We start from the raw sequence: 17,355 nt of genomic DNA on the forward strand, positions 1-17,355 counted from the left end.
TGTTGTTTTTGTTAGCGCAGAGGCCAATGTTGATGACAGGCATGACGCACCGCGGCGGCGCTGCTCAGCTTGAGCAAGTCCCGGGCGAGGCGTTGGCATTCGGCTTCGTGCAGCTGGCGCACGCGATCCTTGATTTCGCCGATCTGTACCGGGCTCACCGACAGTTCGGTCACGCCCAGGCCGATCAACACCGGCGTCGCCAGCGGATCCGAGGCGAGGGCGCCGCACACGCCGACCCAGCGTTTATGCACCGCCGCGCCTTCGCAAGTCATGGCGATCAGGCGCAGCAGCGCCGGGTGCAAGGCATCGACCCGTGCGGCGAGGCCGGCGTGGTCGCGGTCCATGGCCAGGGTGTATTGCGACAGATCGTTGGTGCCGATGGACAGGAAGTCGGCGTGCTCGGCCAGTTGTTCGGCTTGTAGCGCGGCGGCCGGGACTTCGATCATCACGCCGATTTCCGGACGTTGGCTGATGCCCAGTTCCAGGCACAGCGCATCGACCCGTTGGCGGATGTGCAGCAGTTCGTCCACTTCGGTGACCATCGGCAGCAGGATCCGGCAGCGCTGCAACGGGCTGACCTGCAGCAGGGCGCGCAGTTGCTGGTCGAGGATTTCCGGGCGTGCCTGGGCCAGGCGAATGCCGCGCAGGCCGAGCACCGGGTTGGCCTCCACGGGCAGCGGCAGGTAATCGAGTTGTTTGTCGCCGCCGACGTCGATGGTGCGGATGATCACCGACTTGTCGCCCATCGCATCGATCACGGCTTGATAGGCGGCGCGTTGCTCTTCGACATCCGGCGCGGTGTTGCGATCGACGAACAGAAATTCGGTGCGCAACAGGCCGACGCCGTCAGCGCCGTTGGCAAATGCATCCGCCGCTTCGTGGCTGGAGGCGACGTTGGCGACCACTTCGATGGCCACGCCGTTGCGGGTTTCCGCCGGCAGATGGGCCTGGGCTTGCTGGGCGTTGCGTCGTTGTTGGCGGTCGATCTGCGCCTGCCGGACTTCGGCCAGACGCTCGGCATTCGGCGTCAGTTCGAGGCGGCCACCGTCGGCATCGAGCACCACCGATTGACCTTGCGCCTGATCGAGCAGCGCCGAGCCCAGTGCGACCATGCACGGCAGGCCTTTGCCCCGGGCCAGAATCGCCACGTGGGAAGTCGCGCCACCCTCGGCCATGCACAAGCCGGCGACGCCTTGTGCGCTCAGTTGCAACAGGTCCGAGGGCGTCAGTTCGTGAGCGGCGACGATGGCGCCGGCCGGCACGTCGTAATGCCAGGCTTCACCAAGCAGGGCGCGCAGCACCCGTTGTTTCAAGTCGCGCAGATCGTTGGCGCGCTCGGCCAGCAGCGGGCTGCCGGTATTTTGCAGCACTTCGCATTGCGCATCGATGGACTGGCTCCAGGCGTGGGTCGCCGCCGTGCCGGTTTCAATCGATTGCCGGGCGGCGTCGAGCAGGGCCGGGTCTTCCAGCAACGCGAGGTGCGCAGCAAAGATCGCTTCTTCGTCGGCATTGCGCTGTTTTTTCGCCTGGGCGAGGGTGCTGTCGATTTCGCTGCGAACCTGATTCAGCGCCGTGTCGAGGATCTGCAATTGTTGTTCGGGCTGATGATTGCCAGCGTCCGCCGGCAGGTTGATCGCGTTCAAGCGAAACAGCGGCCCGCCCACCAGACCCGGTGCGGCGCAAACACCGTACAACACGCCAGCCTCGACCGGACGATTGCGTGGGGCGGCAGCAATCGGTGCGGCGGCGTGATGATCCTCCGGCAGGGCGGTGGCCAGTGCAGTGAGCAAGGCCTGCAACGCAGCCTGTGCGTCCGGACCCTGGCAACTGACCTGCACTTCGTCCTGTTCGCCAATTGCCAGGCCCATCAAACCGATGAGGCTGTTGCACGGCGCCGACTTGCCGGCGAAATGCAGCTGCGACTGGCTCTTGAACCCTTGCGCGGTCTGGCGGATCAACGCCGCCGGGCGTGCATGCAGACCGCCGCGATGGGCGACCTGCACGTGACCGTGAACTTGCGGGCCGCCGAGTTCTTCTGTATTTGCCGCGGCATTGTGACGAGCGACGATGTGCAGCAGCGGCTCGCCCACCTTCACCGTTTTCAGGGTGATGGGGCGCGCCTGGAAATCCTGGCTGTTGGTCAGGATCAGCAGGCTGACCAGGCTTTTGCACTGGCGGCCGACCTTGTCCAGGTCATAGCGCAGCAGCGGCTGGCCATTGCTGACCCGCGCGCCTTCCTTGACCAGCATCGAGAAGCCTTCACCCTGCAACTCCACCGTGTCCAGGCCCAGGTGCAGCAACAACTCGGCGCCGTTGTCGGCGCGCACGGTCAGTGCATGCCCGGTGCGGGCGACGTGGATCACCACACCGGCGCAGGGCGAGTACAACGTGTCGTTCAGCGGATCGATGGCAATGCCGTCGCCCATGGCGCCGCTGGCGAACACCGCGTCCGGGACTTTGGCGAGCGTGAGCACCGGGCCGCTGAGCGGGGCGCTTAAAGTCAGCTCTTTATTGTTGTTGTGCATGGCTCGGTCTCATCAGGAAAAACGTTCGGTTCGCACTCAGTGCGTACGGGTGACTTTGCTCAGGTGGCGCGGCTGATCCGGGTCCATGCCACGGGCCACGGCCAGGTTGGCGGCCATCACGTAGAAACTCTGGATCGCCAGGATCGGGTCGAGAGCCGGGTGTTCGGCACGGCTCAGGGTCAGGTCGCGTTCGAGCACATCGTCCGGCGCCGCCAGCAATACACGGGCACCACGCTGACGCATTTCCGCCGCTAGGCTCAGCAGACCGGCCTGCTCGGCGCCGCGCGGGGCGAACACCAGCAAAGGGTAGTTTTCGTCGATCAGCGCCATGGGGCCGTGACGGACTTCGGCGCTGCTGAACGCTTCGGCCTGGATCGCCGAGGTTTCCTTGAATTTCAGCGCGGCTTCCTGGGCGATGGCAAAACCGGCGCCACGGCCGATCACCATCAACCGCTCGCAATTGCGCAGGGCGTCGATGGCCGGGCTCCAGTCCTGTTTCGCAGCATCACGCAAGCCTTCAGGCAGGGCGTTATGCGCTTCCAGCAATTCGCTGTCTTCTTTCCAGTGGGCGATGAGACGGGCGCTGGCGCTGAGGGTGGCGATGAAACTCTTGGTCGCGGCGACGCTGCTTTCGGTACCGGCCAGCAATGGCAGGCTGAATTCACACGCGGCTTCCAGCGGCGAATCGGCGGCGTTGACCATCGATACGCTGAGAGCGCCGCGTTTGCGCAGCAGGCGCAGACTGTTGACCAGGTCCGGGCTCTGGCCCGACTGGGAAAACGCGAACGCAACCTGACCGCTGACCTTCAGCGGCGCCTGTTGCATGGTCACCACCGACATCGGCAGCGACGCCACCGGAATGCCCAGTTGCTGCATGGTCAGGTAGGCGAAGTAGCTCGCCGCATGATCGGAGCTGCCACGGGCAACGGTCATCGCCACTTGTGGCGGCTGACGGCGCAGGCGCCCGGCGATCTCGATCATCGAGCCATCGAGCTGTTGCAGTTGGGCTTGCACGGCCTCGAACGAGGACAGCGCCTCCTCAAGCATTTTTGAAGTCAATGTCTTCTCCTTCGACCATGACGGCGGTCAGTGTGAGTGAGCGATCCAGCCGCACGCAGTCGGCCCAGGCGCCGGGTTGCAGGCGCCCGCGTTCGGTGATGCCGAGGTAGTCGGCGGGGAATTGCGAAAGACGTTGCGAGGCCTCGGCGATCGGCAGGCCGATCTTCACCAGATTGCGCAAAGCCTGATCCATGGTCAGGGTGCTGCCGGCCAGCGTGCCGTCCGGCAGGCGCACACCACCCAGGCATTTGGTGACGGTATGGCTGCCGAGCTTGTACTCGCCATCGGGCATGCCGGCGGCGGCGGTCGAGTCGGTGACGCAGTACAGGCACGGAATCGAGCGCAGGGCCACGCGGATCGCGCCGGGGTGCACATGCAGCAGATCCGGGATCAGCTCGGCGAATTTGGCGTGGGCCAGCGCCGCGCCGACGATGCCCGGCTCGCGGTGATGCAGCGGGCTCATGGCGTTGTACAAATGGGTGAAACTGGTGGCGCCGGCTTCGAGGGCGGCGACGCCTTCCTCGTAACTGCCGAGGGTGTGGCCGATCTGCATGCGGATGCCACGGCCGCTCAGTTCACGAATCAAGCCATCGTGGCCGGCGATTTCCGGGGCAATGGTGATCACCCGGATCGGCGCCAGTGCCAGATAGTCTTCGACTTCGGCCATCAGCGCGGTGTGGGCGAAGTTCGGCTGGGCGCCGAGTTTGCCGGGATTGATGTACGGGCCTTCGAGGTGAACCCCGAGAACTCGGGCGGCGCCTTTCGGACGCTGCTCGCAGAACTCGCCGACATCCTTGAGCACGCTGGCAATCTCGGCACTCGGCGCGGTCATGGTGGTGGCCAGCAGCGAAGTGGTGCCGAAGCGCACGTGGGTCTTGGTGATGGTCTCGAAGGCGCTGGCGCCTTCCATGATGTCTTTGCCGCCACCGCCGTGAACGTGCAGGTCGATGAAACCCGGCAGCAGGTAAGGCAGGTCGTTATCCGCCGGATCGCACGGCACGCCTTCGATGGACACGACTCTGCCGTGTTCGTGGATCAGCCGGCCGCGAACCCAGCCGTCAGCGGTGAGGATGTTGTCTTCGGACATTTCGCTTCTCTCGTTTGGCCTGGCTGCTGATCAGCGGCGAAGCTCTGCAACAAAGTCGTAGTAGTCGTTGCGGCAATAGGTGTCGGTGACTTCGATCGGCGTGTTGTCTTCCAGGTAGCCGACACGGGTCATCAGCAGCATCGCGGTGCCGGGGGCGATGCCGACCAGCGCGGCAAACTCGTCCGAGGCGTTGATGGCTTGAATGTGCTGCAAGGCGCGCACGATCGGTTTGCCGATGCTGTCGAGGTGTTCGTAGAGGGAATCGCCCACCACCTGTGGCTTGGGCATGATCGAGGCGGGCAGGGTGCTCATCTCGATGGCCATCACCGTGTCGTCGGCTTTGCGCAGGCGTTTCATGCGCGCAACCTTGTCGTTCGGCGACAGGCCGAGGCGAATCAGTTCTTCGTGGGTTGGCAGGGTGATTTCCCGCTCAAGCCATTGCGAGCTGGGCACGAAGCCCTTGAGACGGAGCATTTCGCTGAAACCCGACAGGCGCGACAGCGGTTGTTCAAGGCGTGGGGTGATGAAGGTGCCGGAACCTTGCAGGCGGCGGATCAAACCTTGATCGAGCAGAACTTCCAGTGCCTTGCGCGCGGTGACTCGGGAAATCCCCAGCATTTCGCTGAGATTGCGCTCCGACGGCATCGCCTGTTCGGCTTTCCACTGGCCGGCGTGGATCGCCGCTTCCAGATTGCGCGCCAGTTGCAGGTACAGCGGCGTCGGCTGGGAGTCGTCGGGACGTAGGGCGTGGAGGTCGTTCATGTAAGGCATTTCCGGCGCTGATATAGGATTGTTGTCGCTCGGTTGTCGGGCGAAAACTAATACCACTTGCATACCATGTCAACGCAGCGGAAAGTCCTGTAGTCCTTTGGAATCGGGTGTTTGAGGGCGGGTGGTTTCAAGTGGTATTAGAGATGGGCTCTGGAAAGCAAAAGATCGCAGTCTGCGGCAGTTCTGGCCGGTGAAAGTGGTATCACCGTTCAGACGTTGTCGCAGGCTGCGATCTTTTTCATTTATTTTTTGCGGGCGACCAGTGGTCAGGGGAAAGGGCCGCGTCGCGGCTACGAGAGAGCAGGTGACCAGGTTACAGAATCACGGGCGGATTTCGACCATCGTGCCGTCCGGCACCAGGTTCCACACTTCGCGCATGTCGACATTGCGCATGGCGACACAGCCATCAGTCCAGTCCAGTGTGTGGAACAGGTCTTCAGGCGTTTCTTCCGAATCCGGCGTGCCGTGGATCATGATCATCCCGCCAGGTTCGACGCCTTCCCGGCGGGCGCGGGCGGAGTCGGAAATGTTCGGGTAGGAAATGTGCATCGACAGATTGAATTTGTCGCTGGTCTTGCGCCAGTCGATCCAATAGAAGCCTTCAGGTGTGCGTTTGTCGCCTTCAATCAGTTTCGGACCTTTCTTTGCGCCCTTGCCCAGAGAAATGCGATAGGTCTTGATTGGCTTGCCGTCGGCGATCAACTGCAGTTGATGAGCCGATTTGAGCACCAGTACTTTTTCGATCAATGGTGTATTGGAGGGCGTCACGGTGGTCACGAAAGACGCTTGCGATACCGAAACGAACGACAGGCAGAACAGGGCAAGCAACCAGCGCATTGAAACGATTCCCCAGGAATGAAGCCGATACTTTATTTATAGATGTCATGCAGACGCTGTTGCAGCCCCGCGCTTTGTGTATCGGCCGGGCGCCGGCGAGATCAAGTGATGACTGGCTTGGCGAGCGGCGGAGTCGACTCGGAGCGAACCGGGTAGACCTCGGCACGGCGGTCAGCGAAGAAGCATTCTAAGGTACGCCCCACCGTGCGGAAAGCCAGCTCGTTCCATGGAATCTGCGCTTCGTCGAACAGTTGTACTTCGAGGCTCTCGGGGCCGGCGGCAAAATCCAGGTCTGCAAGCTCGGCGCGGAAGAACACATGCACCTGACTGATATGTGGCACATCGATCAGGGTGTAGATGCTCAGGTTGCGCACCCGGGCGCAGGCTTCCTCGGCGGTTTCCCGGATGGCGGCCTGCTCGATGGTCTCGCCGTTCTCCATGAAGCCGGCGGGCAGGGTCCAGTAGCCGAGGCGCGGTTCGATGGCGCGGCGGCAGAGCAGAACCTTGCTGCCCCAGGTCGCCACACACCCGGCCACGATATTGGGGTTCTGGTAGTGAATGGTCTGACAGCTGTCGCAGACAAATCGCAGCCGCGAATCGCCTTCGGGAATGCGCTGGGTCACCGGGTTGCCGCACTGGCTGCAAAATTTCATGCTGGGGTTCCTGAATGCTGCGCCTATCTTGGCGTGCAGCGGTGGCTGTCGGCAAGTTGTCGTTTCGCGACATGACGCCTGTCCGGGGCTTGGGCGGTCGCAATGATTGGTGCATGATGCAGGGTAAGGCACAGATCGAGAACACTTATGCTGGACGAGCTACTGCACCGGGTAAGCAATCACACGCCGCGCACGCTGGAGACCGACACGCGTTTCCCCGAGGCCGCCGTCCTGGTGCCGATTACTCGCAGTGACGAACCGGAGCTTGTCCTGACCTTGCGCGCCAGCGGGCTCTCGACCCACGGTGGCGAAGTCGCCTTTCCCGGTGGCAGACGAGACCCGGAAGACCCCGATCTGATCTTCACCGCCCTGCGTGAAGCCGAAGAGGAAATCGGCCTGCCGCCCGGCCTGGTCGAAGTGATTGGCCCGCTCAGTCCGCTGATCTCCCTGCATGGCATCAAGGTCACGCCGTATGTCGGGGTGATTCCCGATTTCGTCGAATACCTGGCCAACGATGCCGAGATCGCAGCGGTGTTCAGCGTGCCGCTGGAATTCTTCCGCAAGGATCCGCGCGAACACACCCACCGCATCGACTATCAGGGTCGCAGTTGGTACGTGCCGAGCTATCGTTACGGCGAATACAAGATCTGGGGGCTGACGGCGATCATGATCGTCGAGTTGATCAACCTGCTCTATGACGCCAGAATCAGCCTGCACCAGCCGCCCAAAAGCTTTATCAATACCTGAAGCCATCGCTCGAATGGCCAGCCATCGTGAGCCCTGAGGAAAACAAGATGAAATACCGCCTGGGCGACGCCCGCGTCGAAACCCATCCGCAGAGCTGGGTCGCCCCCAATGCCGTACTGGTGGGCAAGGTCAAGCTGGAGGAGGGCGCCAACGTCTGGTTCAACGCCGTGCTGCGCGGCGACAACGAATTGATCCTGATCGGCAAGAACAGCAACGTCCAGGACGGCACGGTGATGCACACCGACATGGGCTATCCGCTGACCATCGGCACTGGCGTGACCATCGGCCACAACGCCATGCTCCACGGCTGCACGGTCGGCGACTACAGTCTGATCGGCATCAACGCCGTCATCCTCAATGGCGCGAAGATCGGCAAAAACTGCATCATCGGTGCCAACTCGCTGATCGGCGAAGGCAAGGAAATTCCCGATGGTTCGCTGGTGATGGGCTCTCCGGGCAAGGTGGTGCGCGAACTGACCGAGCCGCAGAAGAAGATGCTCGAAGCCAGCGCCGCGCACTATGTGCATAACTCCCAGCGCTATGCGCGCGATCTGGTTGAGCAGGAAGAATGACGACCCCCGAAAGACCCGTCGCTTCGCCGTGCGTGAGCATTTGTGCGCTGGACGAGGATGACATTTGCACCGGTTGCCAGCGCACGGTCGAGGAAATTACTCGCTGGAGCCGCATGACCAACGACGAGCGGCGCGTGGTGCTCGGGCTCTGTCATGAGCGGGCGAAGGCCAGCGGGCTGGTCTGGATGATCGGCAAAACGCCAGGGCAATAACCGATTTGATTGGCGTCATCGAAGGGCTGAAGTAACCTGTGCGCCAAATTGACAGGTCACGCCCATGCTCTTCCTCATCGCCTACATCAGCAGCGTCGTGCTGATCAACTTCGCCTTCTCCACCGCGCCCCACCTGGACATCATCTGGTCGGCCTGGGGCGGGTTGGTGTTCGTGCTGCGCGACATGGTGCAGATCCGTTTCGGCCACGGCGCGATTGTGGCGATGCTGGCGGCGCTGGTGCTGTCCTATGTCACGTCCGATCCGTCGATTGCGTTGGCCAGTGCCACGGCGTTCGCGGTCTCCGAGTGCATTGACTGGCTGGTGTTCACCATCACCAAGCGCCCGCTGCGCGACCGGTTGTGGATCAGCTCGGCGCTGAGCATTCCCCTCGACACCTTCATTTTCTTCGGCATGATCGACCTGCTGACGCCGCCAGTGCTCATCACTGCCCTGGCCTCGAAGTTTGCCGGTGTCACCGCTGTCTGGCTGATCATGACCTGGCGCGAGCGCAAACAGGCTGTCGCCGGCTGAAGCCAAACCCTCAGGTTCATGTAAAATGCCGCGTTTTCTCCCCATGGAAAGCGCGTCTGGCGTTGCTTTCCTCGATGATCCGCTTCTTTGAGGACCTGAGATGACCCGTATCGGAACTCCATTGTCGCCGACCGCGACCCGCGTATTGCTGTGTGGCTGTGGTGAGTTGGGCAAGGAAGTGGTGATCGAGCTGCAACGCCTGGGCGTTGAAGTGATCGCCGTTGACCGTTACGCCAATGCGCCGGCCATGCAGGTTGCTCATCGCAGCCACGTGATCAACATGCTCGACGGCGCCGCCCTGCGTGCAGTGATCGAAGCCGAGAAACCGCATTTCATCGTGCCGGAAATCGAAGCCATCGCCACTGCTACCCTGGTCGAGCTGGAAGCCGAAGGCTTCACCGTGATCCCGACCGCTCGCGCCGCTCAACTGACCATGAACCGCGAAGGCATCCGTCGCCTGGCCGCCGAAGAGCTGGATCTGCCGACTTCGCCGTACCACTTCGCCGACACCTTCGAGGACTACAGCAAGGCCGTTCAGGACCTGGGCTTCCCGTGCGTCGTCAAACCGGTGATGAGTTCGTCTGGCAAGGGCCAGAGCCTGCTGCGCAGCGTCGATGACGTGCAGAAAGCCTGGGATTACGCGCAAGAGGGCGGTCGCGCCGGTAAAGGCCGGGTAATCATCGAGGGCTTCATCGATTTCGACTACGAAATCACTCTGCTGACCGTTCGACATATCGGCGGTACCACGTTCTGTGCTCCGGTCGGTCACCGGCAGGAGAAGGGCGACTACCAGGAATCCTGGCAGCCACAGGCCATGAGCCCGATTGCTCTGGCTGAGTCCGAGCGCGTTGCCAAAGCGGTGACCGAGGCGTTGGGCGGCCGTGGTCTGTTCGGCGTCGAACTGTTCATCAAGGGCGACCAGGTATGGTTCAGCGAAGTGTCGCCGCGTCCGCATGACACCGGTCTGGTGACCCTGATTTCCCAGGACCTGTCACAGTTCGCCCTGCACGCCCGGGCAATCCTTGGCTTGCCAGTGCCGCTGATCCGTCAGTTCGGCCCATCGGCTTCGGCGGTGATTCTGGTAGAAGGTCAGTCGACCCAGACGGCATTCGCCAACCTCGGCGCAGCACTGAGCGAAACGGATACCGCGTTGCGCCTGTTCGGCAAACCTGAGGTCAACGGCCAGCGTCGCATGGGCGTGGCCCTGGCGCGTGACGAGTCGATTGAAGCGGCTCGCGCCAAGGCGACCCGTGCTTCTCAGGCGGTCGTTGTAGAGCTGTAACCTCGCAAGCTGATCGCTCCCGCGTCGGGCGGGAGCGATCAGAGTCTTTACGACACCTGATTCAAATCGTTATTGCGCGTTTCCTTCAGGCACAGCACAGCGATCAAGCTGAGCACCGCGGCCGCAGACACATACCCGCCGACGTAACTCAAACCACCCATCGCCACCAGCTTCTGCGCGAAAAACGGCGCCGCCGAGGCCCCGACAATCCCGCCGAGGTTGTAGGCCGCCGATGCACCGGTATAACGGACGTGCGTCGGAAACAGTTCCGGCAGGAGCGCGCCCATCGGGGCGAACGTCACCCCCATCAGGAACAGCTCGATGCACAGGAACAGCGCCACGCCCCAGGTCGACCCCTGCGTCAGCAACGGCTCCATCAGAAAACCGGAAAGAATCGCCAGTACACCGCCGACGATCAATACGGGTTTGCGCCCGTAACGATCACTGGCCCAGGCCGACAATGGCGTGGCGGCCGCCATGAACAACACCGCGAAACACAGCAGTCCGAGGAATGTCTCGCGGCTGTAGCCCAGCGTCGACACGCCGTAGCTCAGGGAAAACACGGTCGAGATATAGAACAGTGCGTAGCAAACCACCATGGCGGCTGCGCCCAAGAGCGTCGGTGCCCAGTACTGGCTGAACAGCTCGACCAGCGGTACTTTCACCCGCTCCTGACGGGCGATGGCGTTGGCGAACACCGGGGTTTCGTGAAGCTTGAGGCGCACGTACAGCCCGACCATCACCAGCACCGCACTGAGCAAGAACGGAATCCGCCAGCCCCAACTGCGAAACTGTTCGTCATCAAGGGTCATGGCGAGGGTCAGGAACAGGCCGTTGGCCGCCAGAAAGCCGATCGAAGGACCGAGCTGCGGGAACATGCCGAACCATGCCCGTTTGCCTTTCGGCGCGTTTTCGGTGGCCAGCAGCGCCGCGCCGCCCCATTCACCGCCCAATCCGAGACCCTGACCGAAGCGCAGCACACACAGCAGGATCGGCGCCCACGCCCCAATGCTGTCGTAACCCGGCAGTACGCCGATCAGCGTGGTGCAGACGCCCATCAGCAACAGCGAGGCCACGAGAGTCGACTTGCGCCCGATGCGGTCGCCGAAGTGGCCGAACAGCGCGGAACCCAGTGGACGGGCGAGAAAGGCGATGCCGAAGGTGAGGAATGCCGAGAGCATCTGTGCGGTGCCGGATGTCTGCGGAAAGAACACGGGCCCGATCACCAGTGCTGCGGCAGTGGCGTAGACGTAGAAGTCATAAAACTCGATAGCCGTGCCGATGAAGCTCGCGGTGGCCACCCGGGTGGCAGAGTTGGCCGGTTGGGCCGGCGCGGTGTCGCGGTAAGCGGTACTGGTCGTCATGCGGTGATCCCTGACAGTCATGAGCTCCATTGGAGCGAATTATTATGGTCGACTACCCGGGGATGTGGGATAGGGCGCGAGCGCTGTTTCAGGTAGGAACAGTCGTCGGCGTGATGCGTAAAACGGCAATGAACCGGCCGGAGCCTGTCAGGTGCGGGGTAAGCACGTGGGCGGCGGGGCTTGGGTAAGCGCCCTGATTATAGGAAGGTGGCTAACGATTGAACAAGCGGAGAACTAGCGGGCAGGTGCGAGCGCCGGTGCCGAGCTGGTGTGCCAGATGAGCACTTTGCTCACGCGGTTCTCCTCCGTTTCCAGAATCTCCAGGCGATAACGCCCGATCTTCAGGCAGACCGCGCTTTCCGGAATGGTTTCCAGCGCTTCGGTCACCAGGCCATTGAGGGTCCTGGGGCCATCGCTGGGCAGGTGCCAGCCCAGGCATTTGTTCAGCTCGCGGATCGAGGCGGCGCCGTCGATCACCATGCGTCCATCGGCCTGCGGGTGGATGTGCGGATTGTCGAGGCTGTGCTCGCTTTCGAATTCACCGACGATCTCTTCGAGAATGTCTTCCAGCGTGACAATCCCCAGCACTTCGCCGTACTCGTCCACCACCATGCCCAGACGCCGCTGTTGCTTGTGGAAATTCAGCAGTTGCAGTTGCAGCGGAGTGCTTTCCGGTACGAAATACGGCTCGTAGCTGGCGGCCAGCAGCGCTTCCCGGGTCAGGCTGTGATCGTCCAGCAAATGACGGAATTGCCGAGTGTTGAGGATCGCCTCGACCTGGTTGATGTCACTGTGGAAGACCGGTAGGCGGGTGCGCTTGTTGTGGCGCAACTGCTCGATGATTTCTTCGATGGGGTCATCGAGATTGATGCCGTCGACGTCACTGCGGGGCACCAGGATATCGTTGACCGTGATGTTGTCCAGCGCGTGGATGCCGGAAACCGGGTGCGGTCGAGACGGATGTTCCGGGTCGTCATGGCGCTCAGGCGGGACGTCGTCTTCGCTCTGCTGCACGACCTGAGGCTTGCGCACCAGTGGGCGCATCAGCAAGCCGCTGATGCCGCTGAACAGCCATGCAAGCGGATAGATCACTTTCAGCGGTACTGCCAGCAACGTGTTGCCGAATGACAGCACGGCATCCGGATAGCGTTGTGCGAGAGTGCGCGGGAAGTAGTCGGCAAACACCAGCAATACGGCGCCGGCGCCCAGAGTGGCTGCCCAGGGGCCGTTCTCTTCACAAAGGAAAATCGCCAGCAGCGTGGCAAGTACCACGGCGAGGGCGCGACACAGGGTGTTGCACAGGATCAGGCTGTCGAGGGGAAAACCGAGCTTCGCCAGCGGTTTGTCGCTCGCACGCGAAGCAGTACGTTGTGCCAGCAGATGCTGTTGCGCAACTTCCACGGCGGTAAACAACCCCGACCAGAGAATCAGCAGGACAAATACCGCGAGCATCGGCCCTATGGGCAAACCGTCCATTTATGCCGCCCGTCAGATGTGCAGAATGTATTCACGGACCAGTTTGCTGCCGAAATACGCCAACATCAGCAGGCAGAAACCGGCGAGGGTCCAGCGGATCGCCTTGTGGCCACGCCAGCCGAGGCGATTGCGGCCCCACAACAGCACGCTGAACACGACCCAGGCCAGGCAGGCCAGCAAAGTTTTGTGCACAAGATGCTGGGCAAACAGGTTCTCGACGAACAGCCAGCCGGAAATCAGCGACAGCGACAGCAGTGTCCAGCCGGCCCACAGGAAACCGAACAACAGGCTTTCCATGGTCTGCAGCGGCGGAAAGTTCTTGATCAGCCCGGACGGGTGCTTGTTCTTGAGCTGGTGATCCTGCACCAGCAGCAGCAAGGCCTGGAACACGGCGATGGTGAACATGCCGTAGGCAAGAATCGACAGCAGGATATGCGCGAGGATGCCCGGCTCTTCGTCGATGATCTGCACGGTACCGGTCGGCGCGAACTGCGCCAGCAACACCGTGACCGCCCCCAGCGGGAACAGCAGGACCAGCAGGTTTTCCACCGGGATCCGCGAGCAGGCCAGCAGGGTCAGGGCGATGACTGCCGCGGCAATCAGGCTCGAAGCACTGAAGAAGTCCAGGCCCAGACCGATCGGCGTCAACAGATGAGTGAGCAGGCTGGCGCTGTGGGCCAGCACGGCGAGGACGCCAAGCGAGACCAGCAGGCGCTTGTTGGCCTTGGCGCCGGTGGCCAGGCGGGTGCCCTGATAGAGGGTCGCAGCGGCATAGAGAAGGGCGGCGGCGAGGGTGGTCAGCAAACTCGGTGACAAGGGGAGCATAAATCCTGTTAGGCAAGCCCGAAAGGGGCTGAGTTTGGCATAGAACAGTCGTCGCACGAAAGACCGGCAAGCTGACAGCGAGGTGTCCGCCAGACGCAGTCTTCGCTATAATCCGCGACCTGCCCACGCCGCAGGCTCGCCGAGTACATGTTGATTCCGGTCCGGGCCGCCATTATCCCGGTCTACACAGGGCCTGAAAGGATCGCGCAATGTTTGAAAACTTAACCGACCGTCTCTCGCAGACGCTGCGCCATGTCACCGGCAAGGCGAAACTGACCGAAGACAACATTAAAGACACCTTGCGCGAAGTGCGCATGGCGTTGCTTGAGGCCGATGTCGCCCTGCCGGTGGTCAAGGACTTCGTCAGCTCGGTCAAGGAACGCGCTGTCGGCACCGAGGTGTCGCGCAGCCTGACGCCGGGCCAGGCGTTCGTGAAGATCGTCCAGGCCGAACTCGAAAGCCTGATGGGCGCGGCCAACGAAGACTTGAACCTGAGTGCCGTGCCGCCCGCCGTCATCCTGATGGCCGGTCTGCAGGGCGCGGGTAAAACCACCACCGCCGGCAAACTGGCGCGCTTCCTTAAAGAGCGCAAGAAGAAGTCGGTCATGGTCGTGTCGGCGGACATCTATCGTCCTGCCGCTATCAAACAGCTGGAAACCCTGGCCAACGACATTGGCGTGACGTTTTTCCCGTCCGACCTGAGCCAGAAGCCGGTCGACATCGCCAATGCGGCTATTAAAGAAGCAAAACTGAAATTCATCGACGTGGTCATCGTCGATACCGCCGGTCGTCTGCACATCGACGAAGAGATGATGGGCGAGATCAAGGCGCTGCACGCCGCGATCAACCCGGTCGAAACCCTGTTCGTGGTCGATGCCATGACCGGTCAGGACGCCGCCAACACGGCCAAGGCCTTCGGCGATGCACTGCCGCTGACCGGCGTGATCCTGACCAAGGTCGACGGTGATGCCCGTGGCGGTGCTGCGCTGTCCGTTCGCGCGATCACCGGCAAGCCGATCAAGTTCATTGGTATGGGCGAGAAGAGCGAAGCGCTCGATCCGTTCCATCCTGAGCGGATCGCCTCGCGGATCCTCGGCATGGGCGACGTGCTCAGCCTGATCGAGCAGGCTGAAGCGACCCTCGACAAGGATAAGGCCGACAAACTGGCCAAGAAGCTGAAGAAGGGCAAGGGCTTCGACCTCGAAGATTTCCGCGATCAGCTGCAACAGATGAAGAACATGGGCGGCCTCGGCGGGCTCATGGACAAGCTGCCGAGCATCGGCGGCGTCAACCTGTCGCAGATGGGCAACGCCCAGAGCGCGGCAGAAAAGCAGTTCAAGCAGATGGAAGCCATCATCAACTCCATGACCCCGGCCGAGCGCCGCGACCCTGAGCTGATCAGCGGTTCGCGCAAGCGTCGGATTGCCATGGGTTCCGGCACCCAGGTGCAGGACATCGGTCGCTTGATCAAGCAGCACAAGCAGATGCAGAAAATGATGAAGAAGTTCTCCGCCAAGGGCGGAATGGCGAAAATGATGCGCGGCATGGGCGGAATGTTGCCCGGCGGCGGCATGCCGAAACTGTAAAAGAACTCGCCGGTCGTCGTACCGGCGCAGTCCCGCATGGAGGCGGGATTCACAGCAAACCCGCATTCGGCGGGAGCTGACAGGCCGTTTTCATTGACGGCTCTACCGCAAATCAGCACGGCATGCCATAGGCGCCGGAAAAAGTCATTTGCAAAAGTCCGGATATTCCTTAGAATATGCGGCCTTTCGGGCACCCATGCCCGCTGTGCATTTAGATTTGCAGCACCGACTACAGGAACGATGTTCACATGCTAACAATCCGTCTTGCCCTTGGCGGCTCCAAAAAGCGCCCGTTTTACCACCTGACCGTAACCGACTCCCGCAACCCGCGTGACGGTTCCCACAAAGAACAGGTTGGTTTCTTCAACCCTGTTGCCCGTGGTCAGGAAATTCGTCTGTCCGTGAACCAAGAGCGCGTAGCCTACTGGCTGAGCGTTGGTGCACAGCCATCTGAGCGTGTTGCTCAGTTGCTGAAGGAATCGGCTAAGGCTGCGGCCTGAGCAATATGAACGCGACGCCTGCTGTTGCCGATGATTTGATCGTTATTGGCAAAATTTATTCTGTTCACGGCGTTCGCGGCGAAGTGAAGGTTTATTCCTTTACTGATCCGACTGAAAACCTGTTGCAGTACAAAACCTGGACGCTAAAGCGCGAAGGCAATGTCAAACAGGTCGAGCTGGTCAGTGGACGCGGGAGCGACAAGTTCCTGGTCGCAAAGCTCAAGGGTCTTGATGATCGTGAAGAAGCTCGTCTTCTGGCCGGTTACGAGATCTGCGTGCCGCGCAGCCTGTTCGCTGAATTGACCGAAGGCGAGTACTACTGGTACCAGCTGGAAGGTCTGAAGGTCATCGATACGCTTGGGCAACTGCTCGGGAAAATCGATCATCTTCTGGAAACCGGCGCCAATGATGTAATGGTAGTCAAGCCTTGCGCTGGCAGCCTGGATGATCGCGAACGCCTGTTGCCCTATACGGAGCAATGCGTGTTGGCAGTCGACCTCGCAGCGGGCGAGATGAAGGTGGATTGGGACGCGGACTTCTAAGCGTGGCTAACTTGCGCGTAGAAGTGATCAGTTTGTTTCCCGAGATGTTTTCCGCCATCGGCGACTACGGCATCACCAGTCGAGCGGTCAAACAGGGGCTCTTGCAGCTGACCTGTTGGAATCCGCGGGATTACACGACGGATCGGCATCACACTGTGGACGATCGCCCGTTTGGCGGTGGTCCGGGCATGGTGATGAAGATCAAGCCCCTGGAAGATGCTCTGGTTCAGGCCAAGGCAGCAGCCGGGGAGGCGGCGAAGGTGATTTACCTGTCCCCCCAAGGCCGTCAACTGACTCAGTCGGCGGTACGCGAACTGGCGAAATCGGATGCATTGATCCTGATTGCCGGTCGCTATGAAGGCATTGACGAGCGATTTATTGATGCTCATGTCGATGAAGAGTGGTCGATTGGGGACTATGTCCTGTCTGGCGGCGAGCTGCCGGCGATGGTCCTGATAGATGCGGTTACACGACTGCTGCCCGGAGCTTTAGGGCATGCGGACTCCGCGGAGGAAGATTCCTTTACGGATGGTTTGCTGGATTGCCCGCACTACACCCGACCGGAGGTGTATGCGGATCAGCGTGTTCCCGACGTATTGCTAAGTGGCAATCACGCACACATCCGGCGTTGGCGTTTACAGCAGTCCCTTGGTCGGACCTATGAACGACGCGCCGATCTTCTGGAAAGCCGCTCGCTTTCTGGAGAAGAGAAGAAGCTGCTCGAGGAATACATCCGCGAGCGGGACGATAGTTAACAACGTATCGATGGTAGATCAGACGATTTA

At 61.5% G+C, this 17,355-nt stretch carries 18 protein-coding genes; 9 read left to right on the top strand and 9 right to left on the bottom strand.

From position 1 onward, the window contains the following. Positions 1 to 11: 11 nt before the first annotated feature. From ptsP to ACSPX5_RS00075, 6 genes are all read right to left on the bottom strand, one after another. Positions 12 to 2,525 (bottom strand): phosphoenolpyruvate--protein phosphotransferase, encoded by a 2,514-nt coding sequence (gene ptsP / locus ACSPX5_RS00050; protein WP_169428989.1) that lies wholly within the window; start codon positions 2,523 to 2,525, stop codon positions 12 to 14. Between the two features lie 36 nt (positions 2,526 to 2,561). Next, the gene (locus ACSPX5_RS00055) at positions 2,562 to 3,572 is read right to left on the bottom strand and encodes an SIS domain-containing protein (RefSeq protein ID WP_169432597.1); all 1,011 of its coding nucleotides are present in this window, start codon (positions 3,570 to 3,572) and stop codon (positions 2,562 to 2,564) included. Then, positions 3,565 to 4,671 carry an N-acetylglucosamine-6-phosphate deacetylase gene (gene nagA / locus ACSPX5_RS00060; RefSeq protein ID WP_439820741.1) on the bottom strand — a complete coding sequence of 369 codons (1,107 nt, stop codon included), beginning with the start codon at positions 4,669 to 4,671 and terminating at the stop codon, positions 3,565 to 3,567. The genes ACSPX5_RS00055 and nagA overlap by 8 nt, the downstream gene beginning before the upstream one ends. A 30-nt stretch (positions 4,672 to 4,701) precedes the next feature. Continuing rightward, a complete protein-coding gene (locus ACSPX5_RS00065; protein ID WP_007954613.1) occupies positions 4,702 to 5,433 on the bottom strand; it encodes a GntR family transcriptional regulator in 732 nt (243 codons plus the stop codon). Between the two features lie 330 nt (positions 5,434 to 5,763). Continuing rightward, positions 5,764 to 6,279, bottom strand: a complete 516-nt coding sequence (locus tag ACSPX5_RS00070) for a L,D-transpeptidase family protein (protein WP_169428992.1) — start codon at positions 6,277 to 6,279, stop codon at positions 5,764 to 5,766. Positions 6,280 to 6,380: 101 nt separating this feature from the next. Next, complete coding sequence (locus ACSPX5_RS00075; protein ID WP_169428993.1) at positions 6,381 to 6,932, bottom strand: NUDIX hydrolase; 552 nt, start codon at positions 6,930 to 6,932, stop codon at positions 6,381 to 6,383. Positions 6,933 to 7,079: 147 nt separating this feature from the next. On the opposite strand from ACSPX5_RS00075, the gene ACSPX5_RS00080 reads away from it, so the two are divergent. From ACSPX5_RS00080 to purT, 5 genes are all read left to right on the top strand, one after another. After that, the gene (locus ACSPX5_RS00080; RefSeq protein WP_207866817.1) at positions 7,080 to 7,679 is read left to right on the top strand and encodes a CoA pyrophosphatase; all 600 of its coding nucleotides are present in this window, start codon (positions 7,080 to 7,082) and stop codon (positions 7,677 to 7,679) included. A 47-nt stretch (positions 7,680 to 7,726) separates the two neighbouring features. Further along, the gene (locus ACSPX5_RS00085; RefSeq protein ID WP_007954617.1) at positions 7,727 to 8,251 is read left to right on the top strand and encodes a gamma carbonic anhydrase family protein; all 525 of its coding nucleotides are present in this window, start codon (positions 7,727 to 7,729) and stop codon (positions 8,249 to 8,251) included. After that, positions 8,248 to 8,463: a DUF1289 domain-containing protein gene (locus tag ACSPX5_RS00090; protein WP_007954618.1), complete on the top strand. Its 216-nt coding sequence runs from the start codon at positions 8,248 to 8,250 to the stop codon at positions 8,461 to 8,463. Before ACSPX5_RS00085 ends, ACSPX5_RS00090 begins: the two co-directional genes overlap by 4 nt. Before the next feature lie 64 nt (positions 8,464 to 8,527). Continuing rightward, positions 8,528 to 8,995: a preQ0 transporter gene (locus tag ACSPX5_RS00095; protein ID WP_169428996.1), complete on the top strand. Its 468-nt coding sequence runs from the start codon at positions 8,528 to 8,530 to the stop codon at positions 8,993 to 8,995. A 100-nt stretch (positions 8,996 to 9,095) separates the two neighbouring features. Continuing rightward, on the top strand, positions 9,096 to 10,277 hold the full coding sequence (gene purT, locus ACSPX5_RS00100; protein WP_439820742.1) for a formate-dependent phosphoribosylglycinamide formyltransferase: 1,182 nt from the start codon (positions 9,096 to 9,098) through the stop codon (positions 10,275 to 10,277). Between the two features lie 47 nt (positions 10,278 to 10,324). Here the strand turns inward: purT and ACSPX5_RS00105 are convergent, their stop codons facing one another. The 3 genes from ACSPX5_RS00105 to ACSPX5_RS00115 form a co-directional block, all read right to left on the bottom strand. After that, positions 10,325 to 11,641 (bottom strand): MFS transporter, encoded by a 1,317-nt coding sequence (locus ACSPX5_RS00105; RefSeq protein WP_207866815.1) that lies wholly within the window; start codon positions 11,639 to 11,641, stop codon positions 10,325 to 10,327. A 234-nt stretch (positions 11,642 to 11,875) separates the two neighbouring features. Beyond that, positions 11,876 to 13,117, bottom strand: a complete 1,242-nt coding sequence (locus ACSPX5_RS00110; RefSeq protein WP_439820743.1) for a transporter associated domain-containing protein — start codon at positions 13,115 to 13,117, stop codon at positions 11,876 to 11,878. 12 nt (positions 13,118 to 13,129) lie between these two features. Continuing rightward, positions 13,130 to 13,942 carry a cytochrome C assembly family protein gene (locus ACSPX5_RS00115; RefSeq protein ID WP_169428999.1) on the bottom strand — a complete coding sequence of 271 codons (813 nt, stop codon included), beginning with the start codon at positions 13,940 to 13,942 and terminating at the stop codon, positions 13,130 to 13,132. A 209-nt stretch (positions 13,943 to 14,151) separates the two neighbouring features. Here ACSPX5_RS00115 and ffh point away from each other — a divergent pair, with 209 nt between their 5' ends. From ffh to trmD, 4 genes are all read left to right on the top strand, one after another. Further along, a complete protein-coding gene (gene ffh / locus ACSPX5_RS00120; protein ID WP_169429000.1) occupies positions 14,152 to 15,528 on the top strand; it encodes a signal recognition particle protein in 1,377 nt (458 codons plus the stop codon). A 248-nt stretch (positions 15,529 to 15,776) separates the two neighbouring features. Beyond that, positions 15,777 to 16,028 (top strand): 30S ribosomal protein S16, encoded by a 252-nt coding sequence (rpsP, locus tag ACSPX5_RS00125; RefSeq protein ID WP_003185073.1) that lies wholly within the window; start codon positions 15,777 to 15,779, stop codon positions 16,026 to 16,028. Positions 16,029 to 16,033: 5 nt separating this feature from the next. Beyond that, positions 16,034 to 16,570, top strand: a complete 537-nt coding sequence (rimM, locus tag ACSPX5_RS00130) for a ribosome maturation factor RimM (protein WP_085711646.1) — start codon at positions 16,034 to 16,036, stop codon at positions 16,568 to 16,570. A 2-nt stretch (positions 16,571 to 16,572) separates the two neighbouring features. After that, positions 16,573 to 17,325, top strand: coding sequence for a tRNA (guanosine(37)-N1)-methyltransferase TrmD (trmD, locus tag ACSPX5_RS00135; protein WP_085711645.1), 753 nt, complete (start codon positions 16,573 to 16,575; stop codon positions 17,323 to 17,325). Positions 17,326 to 17,355: the final 30 nt, after the last annotated feature.

Origin of the sequence: Pseudomonas sp. HLG18, from assembly GCF_051903985.1 — a bacterium.
Lineage (GTDB): Bacteria > Pseudomonadota > Gammaproteobacteria > Pseudomonadales > Pseudomonadaceae > Aquipseudomonas > Aquipseudomonas fluorescens_BT.

Coding starts and splice junctions, on each gene's coding strand:
- ACSPX5_RS00075 (WP_169428993.1), bottom strand. CDS start 6,932: ATGAAATTTTGCAGCCAGTGCGGCAACCCGGTGACCCAGCGCATTCCC.
- ACSPX5_RS00055 (WP_169432597.1), bottom strand. CDS start 3,572: ATGCTTGAGGAGGCGCTGTCCTCGTTCGAGGCCGTGCAAGCCCAACTG.
- ACSPX5_RS00115 (WP_169428999.1), bottom strand. CDS start 13,942: ATGCTCCCCTTGTCACCGAGTTTGCTGACCACCCTCGCCGCCGCCCTT.
- ACSPX5_RS00105 (WP_207866815.1), bottom strand. CDS start 11,641: ATGACGACCAGTACCGCTTACCGCGACACCGCGCCGGCCCAACCGGCC.
- ACSPX5_RS00085 (WP_007954617.1), top strand. CDS start 7,727: ATGAAATACCGCCTGGGCGACGCCCGCGTCGAAACCCATCCGCAGAGC.
- rpsP (WP_003185073.1), top strand. CDS start 15,777: ATGCTAACAATCCGTCTTGCCCTTGGCGGCTCCAAAAAGCGCCCGTTT.
- ACSPX5_RS00110 (WP_439820743.1), bottom strand. CDS start 13,117: ATGGACGGTTTGCCCATAGGGCCGATGCTCGCGGTATTTGTCCTGCTG.
- ACSPX5_RS00095 (WP_169428996.1), top strand. CDS start 8,528: ATGCTCTTCCTCATCGCCTACATCAGCAGCGTCGTGCTGATCAACTTC.
- rimM (WP_085711646.1), top strand. CDS start 16,034: ATGAACGCGACGCCTGCTGTTGCCGATGATTTGATCGTTATTGGCAAA.
- purT (WP_439820742.1), top strand. CDS start 9,096: ATGACCCGTATCGGAACTCCATTGTCGCCGACCGCGACCCGCGTATTG.
- nagA (WP_439820741.1), bottom strand. CDS start 4,671: ATGTCCGAAGACAACATCCTCACCGCTGACGGCTGGGTTCGCGGCCGG.
- ACSPX5_RS00070 (WP_169428992.1), bottom strand. CDS start 6,279: ATGCGCTGGTTGCTTGCCCTGTTCTGCCTGTCGTTCGTTTCGGTATCG.
- ACSPX5_RS00065 (WP_007954613.1), bottom strand. CDS start 5,433: ATGAACGACCTCCACGCCCTACGTCCCGACGACTCCCAGCCGACGCCG.
- ffh (WP_169429000.1), top strand. CDS start 14,152: ATGTTTGAAAACTTAACCGACCGTCTCTCGCAGACGCTGCGCCATGTC.
- ACSPX5_RS00080 (WP_207866817.1), top strand. CDS start 7,080: ATGCTGGACGAGCTACTGCACCGGGTAAGCAATCACACGCCGCGCACG.
- ptsP (WP_169428989.1), bottom strand. CDS start 2,525: ATGCACAACAACAATAAAGAGCTGACTTTAAGCGCCCCGCTCAGCGGC.
- ACSPX5_RS00090 (WP_007954618.1), top strand. CDS start 8,248: ATGACGACCCCCGAAAGACCCGTCGCTTCGCCGTGCGTGAGCATTTGT.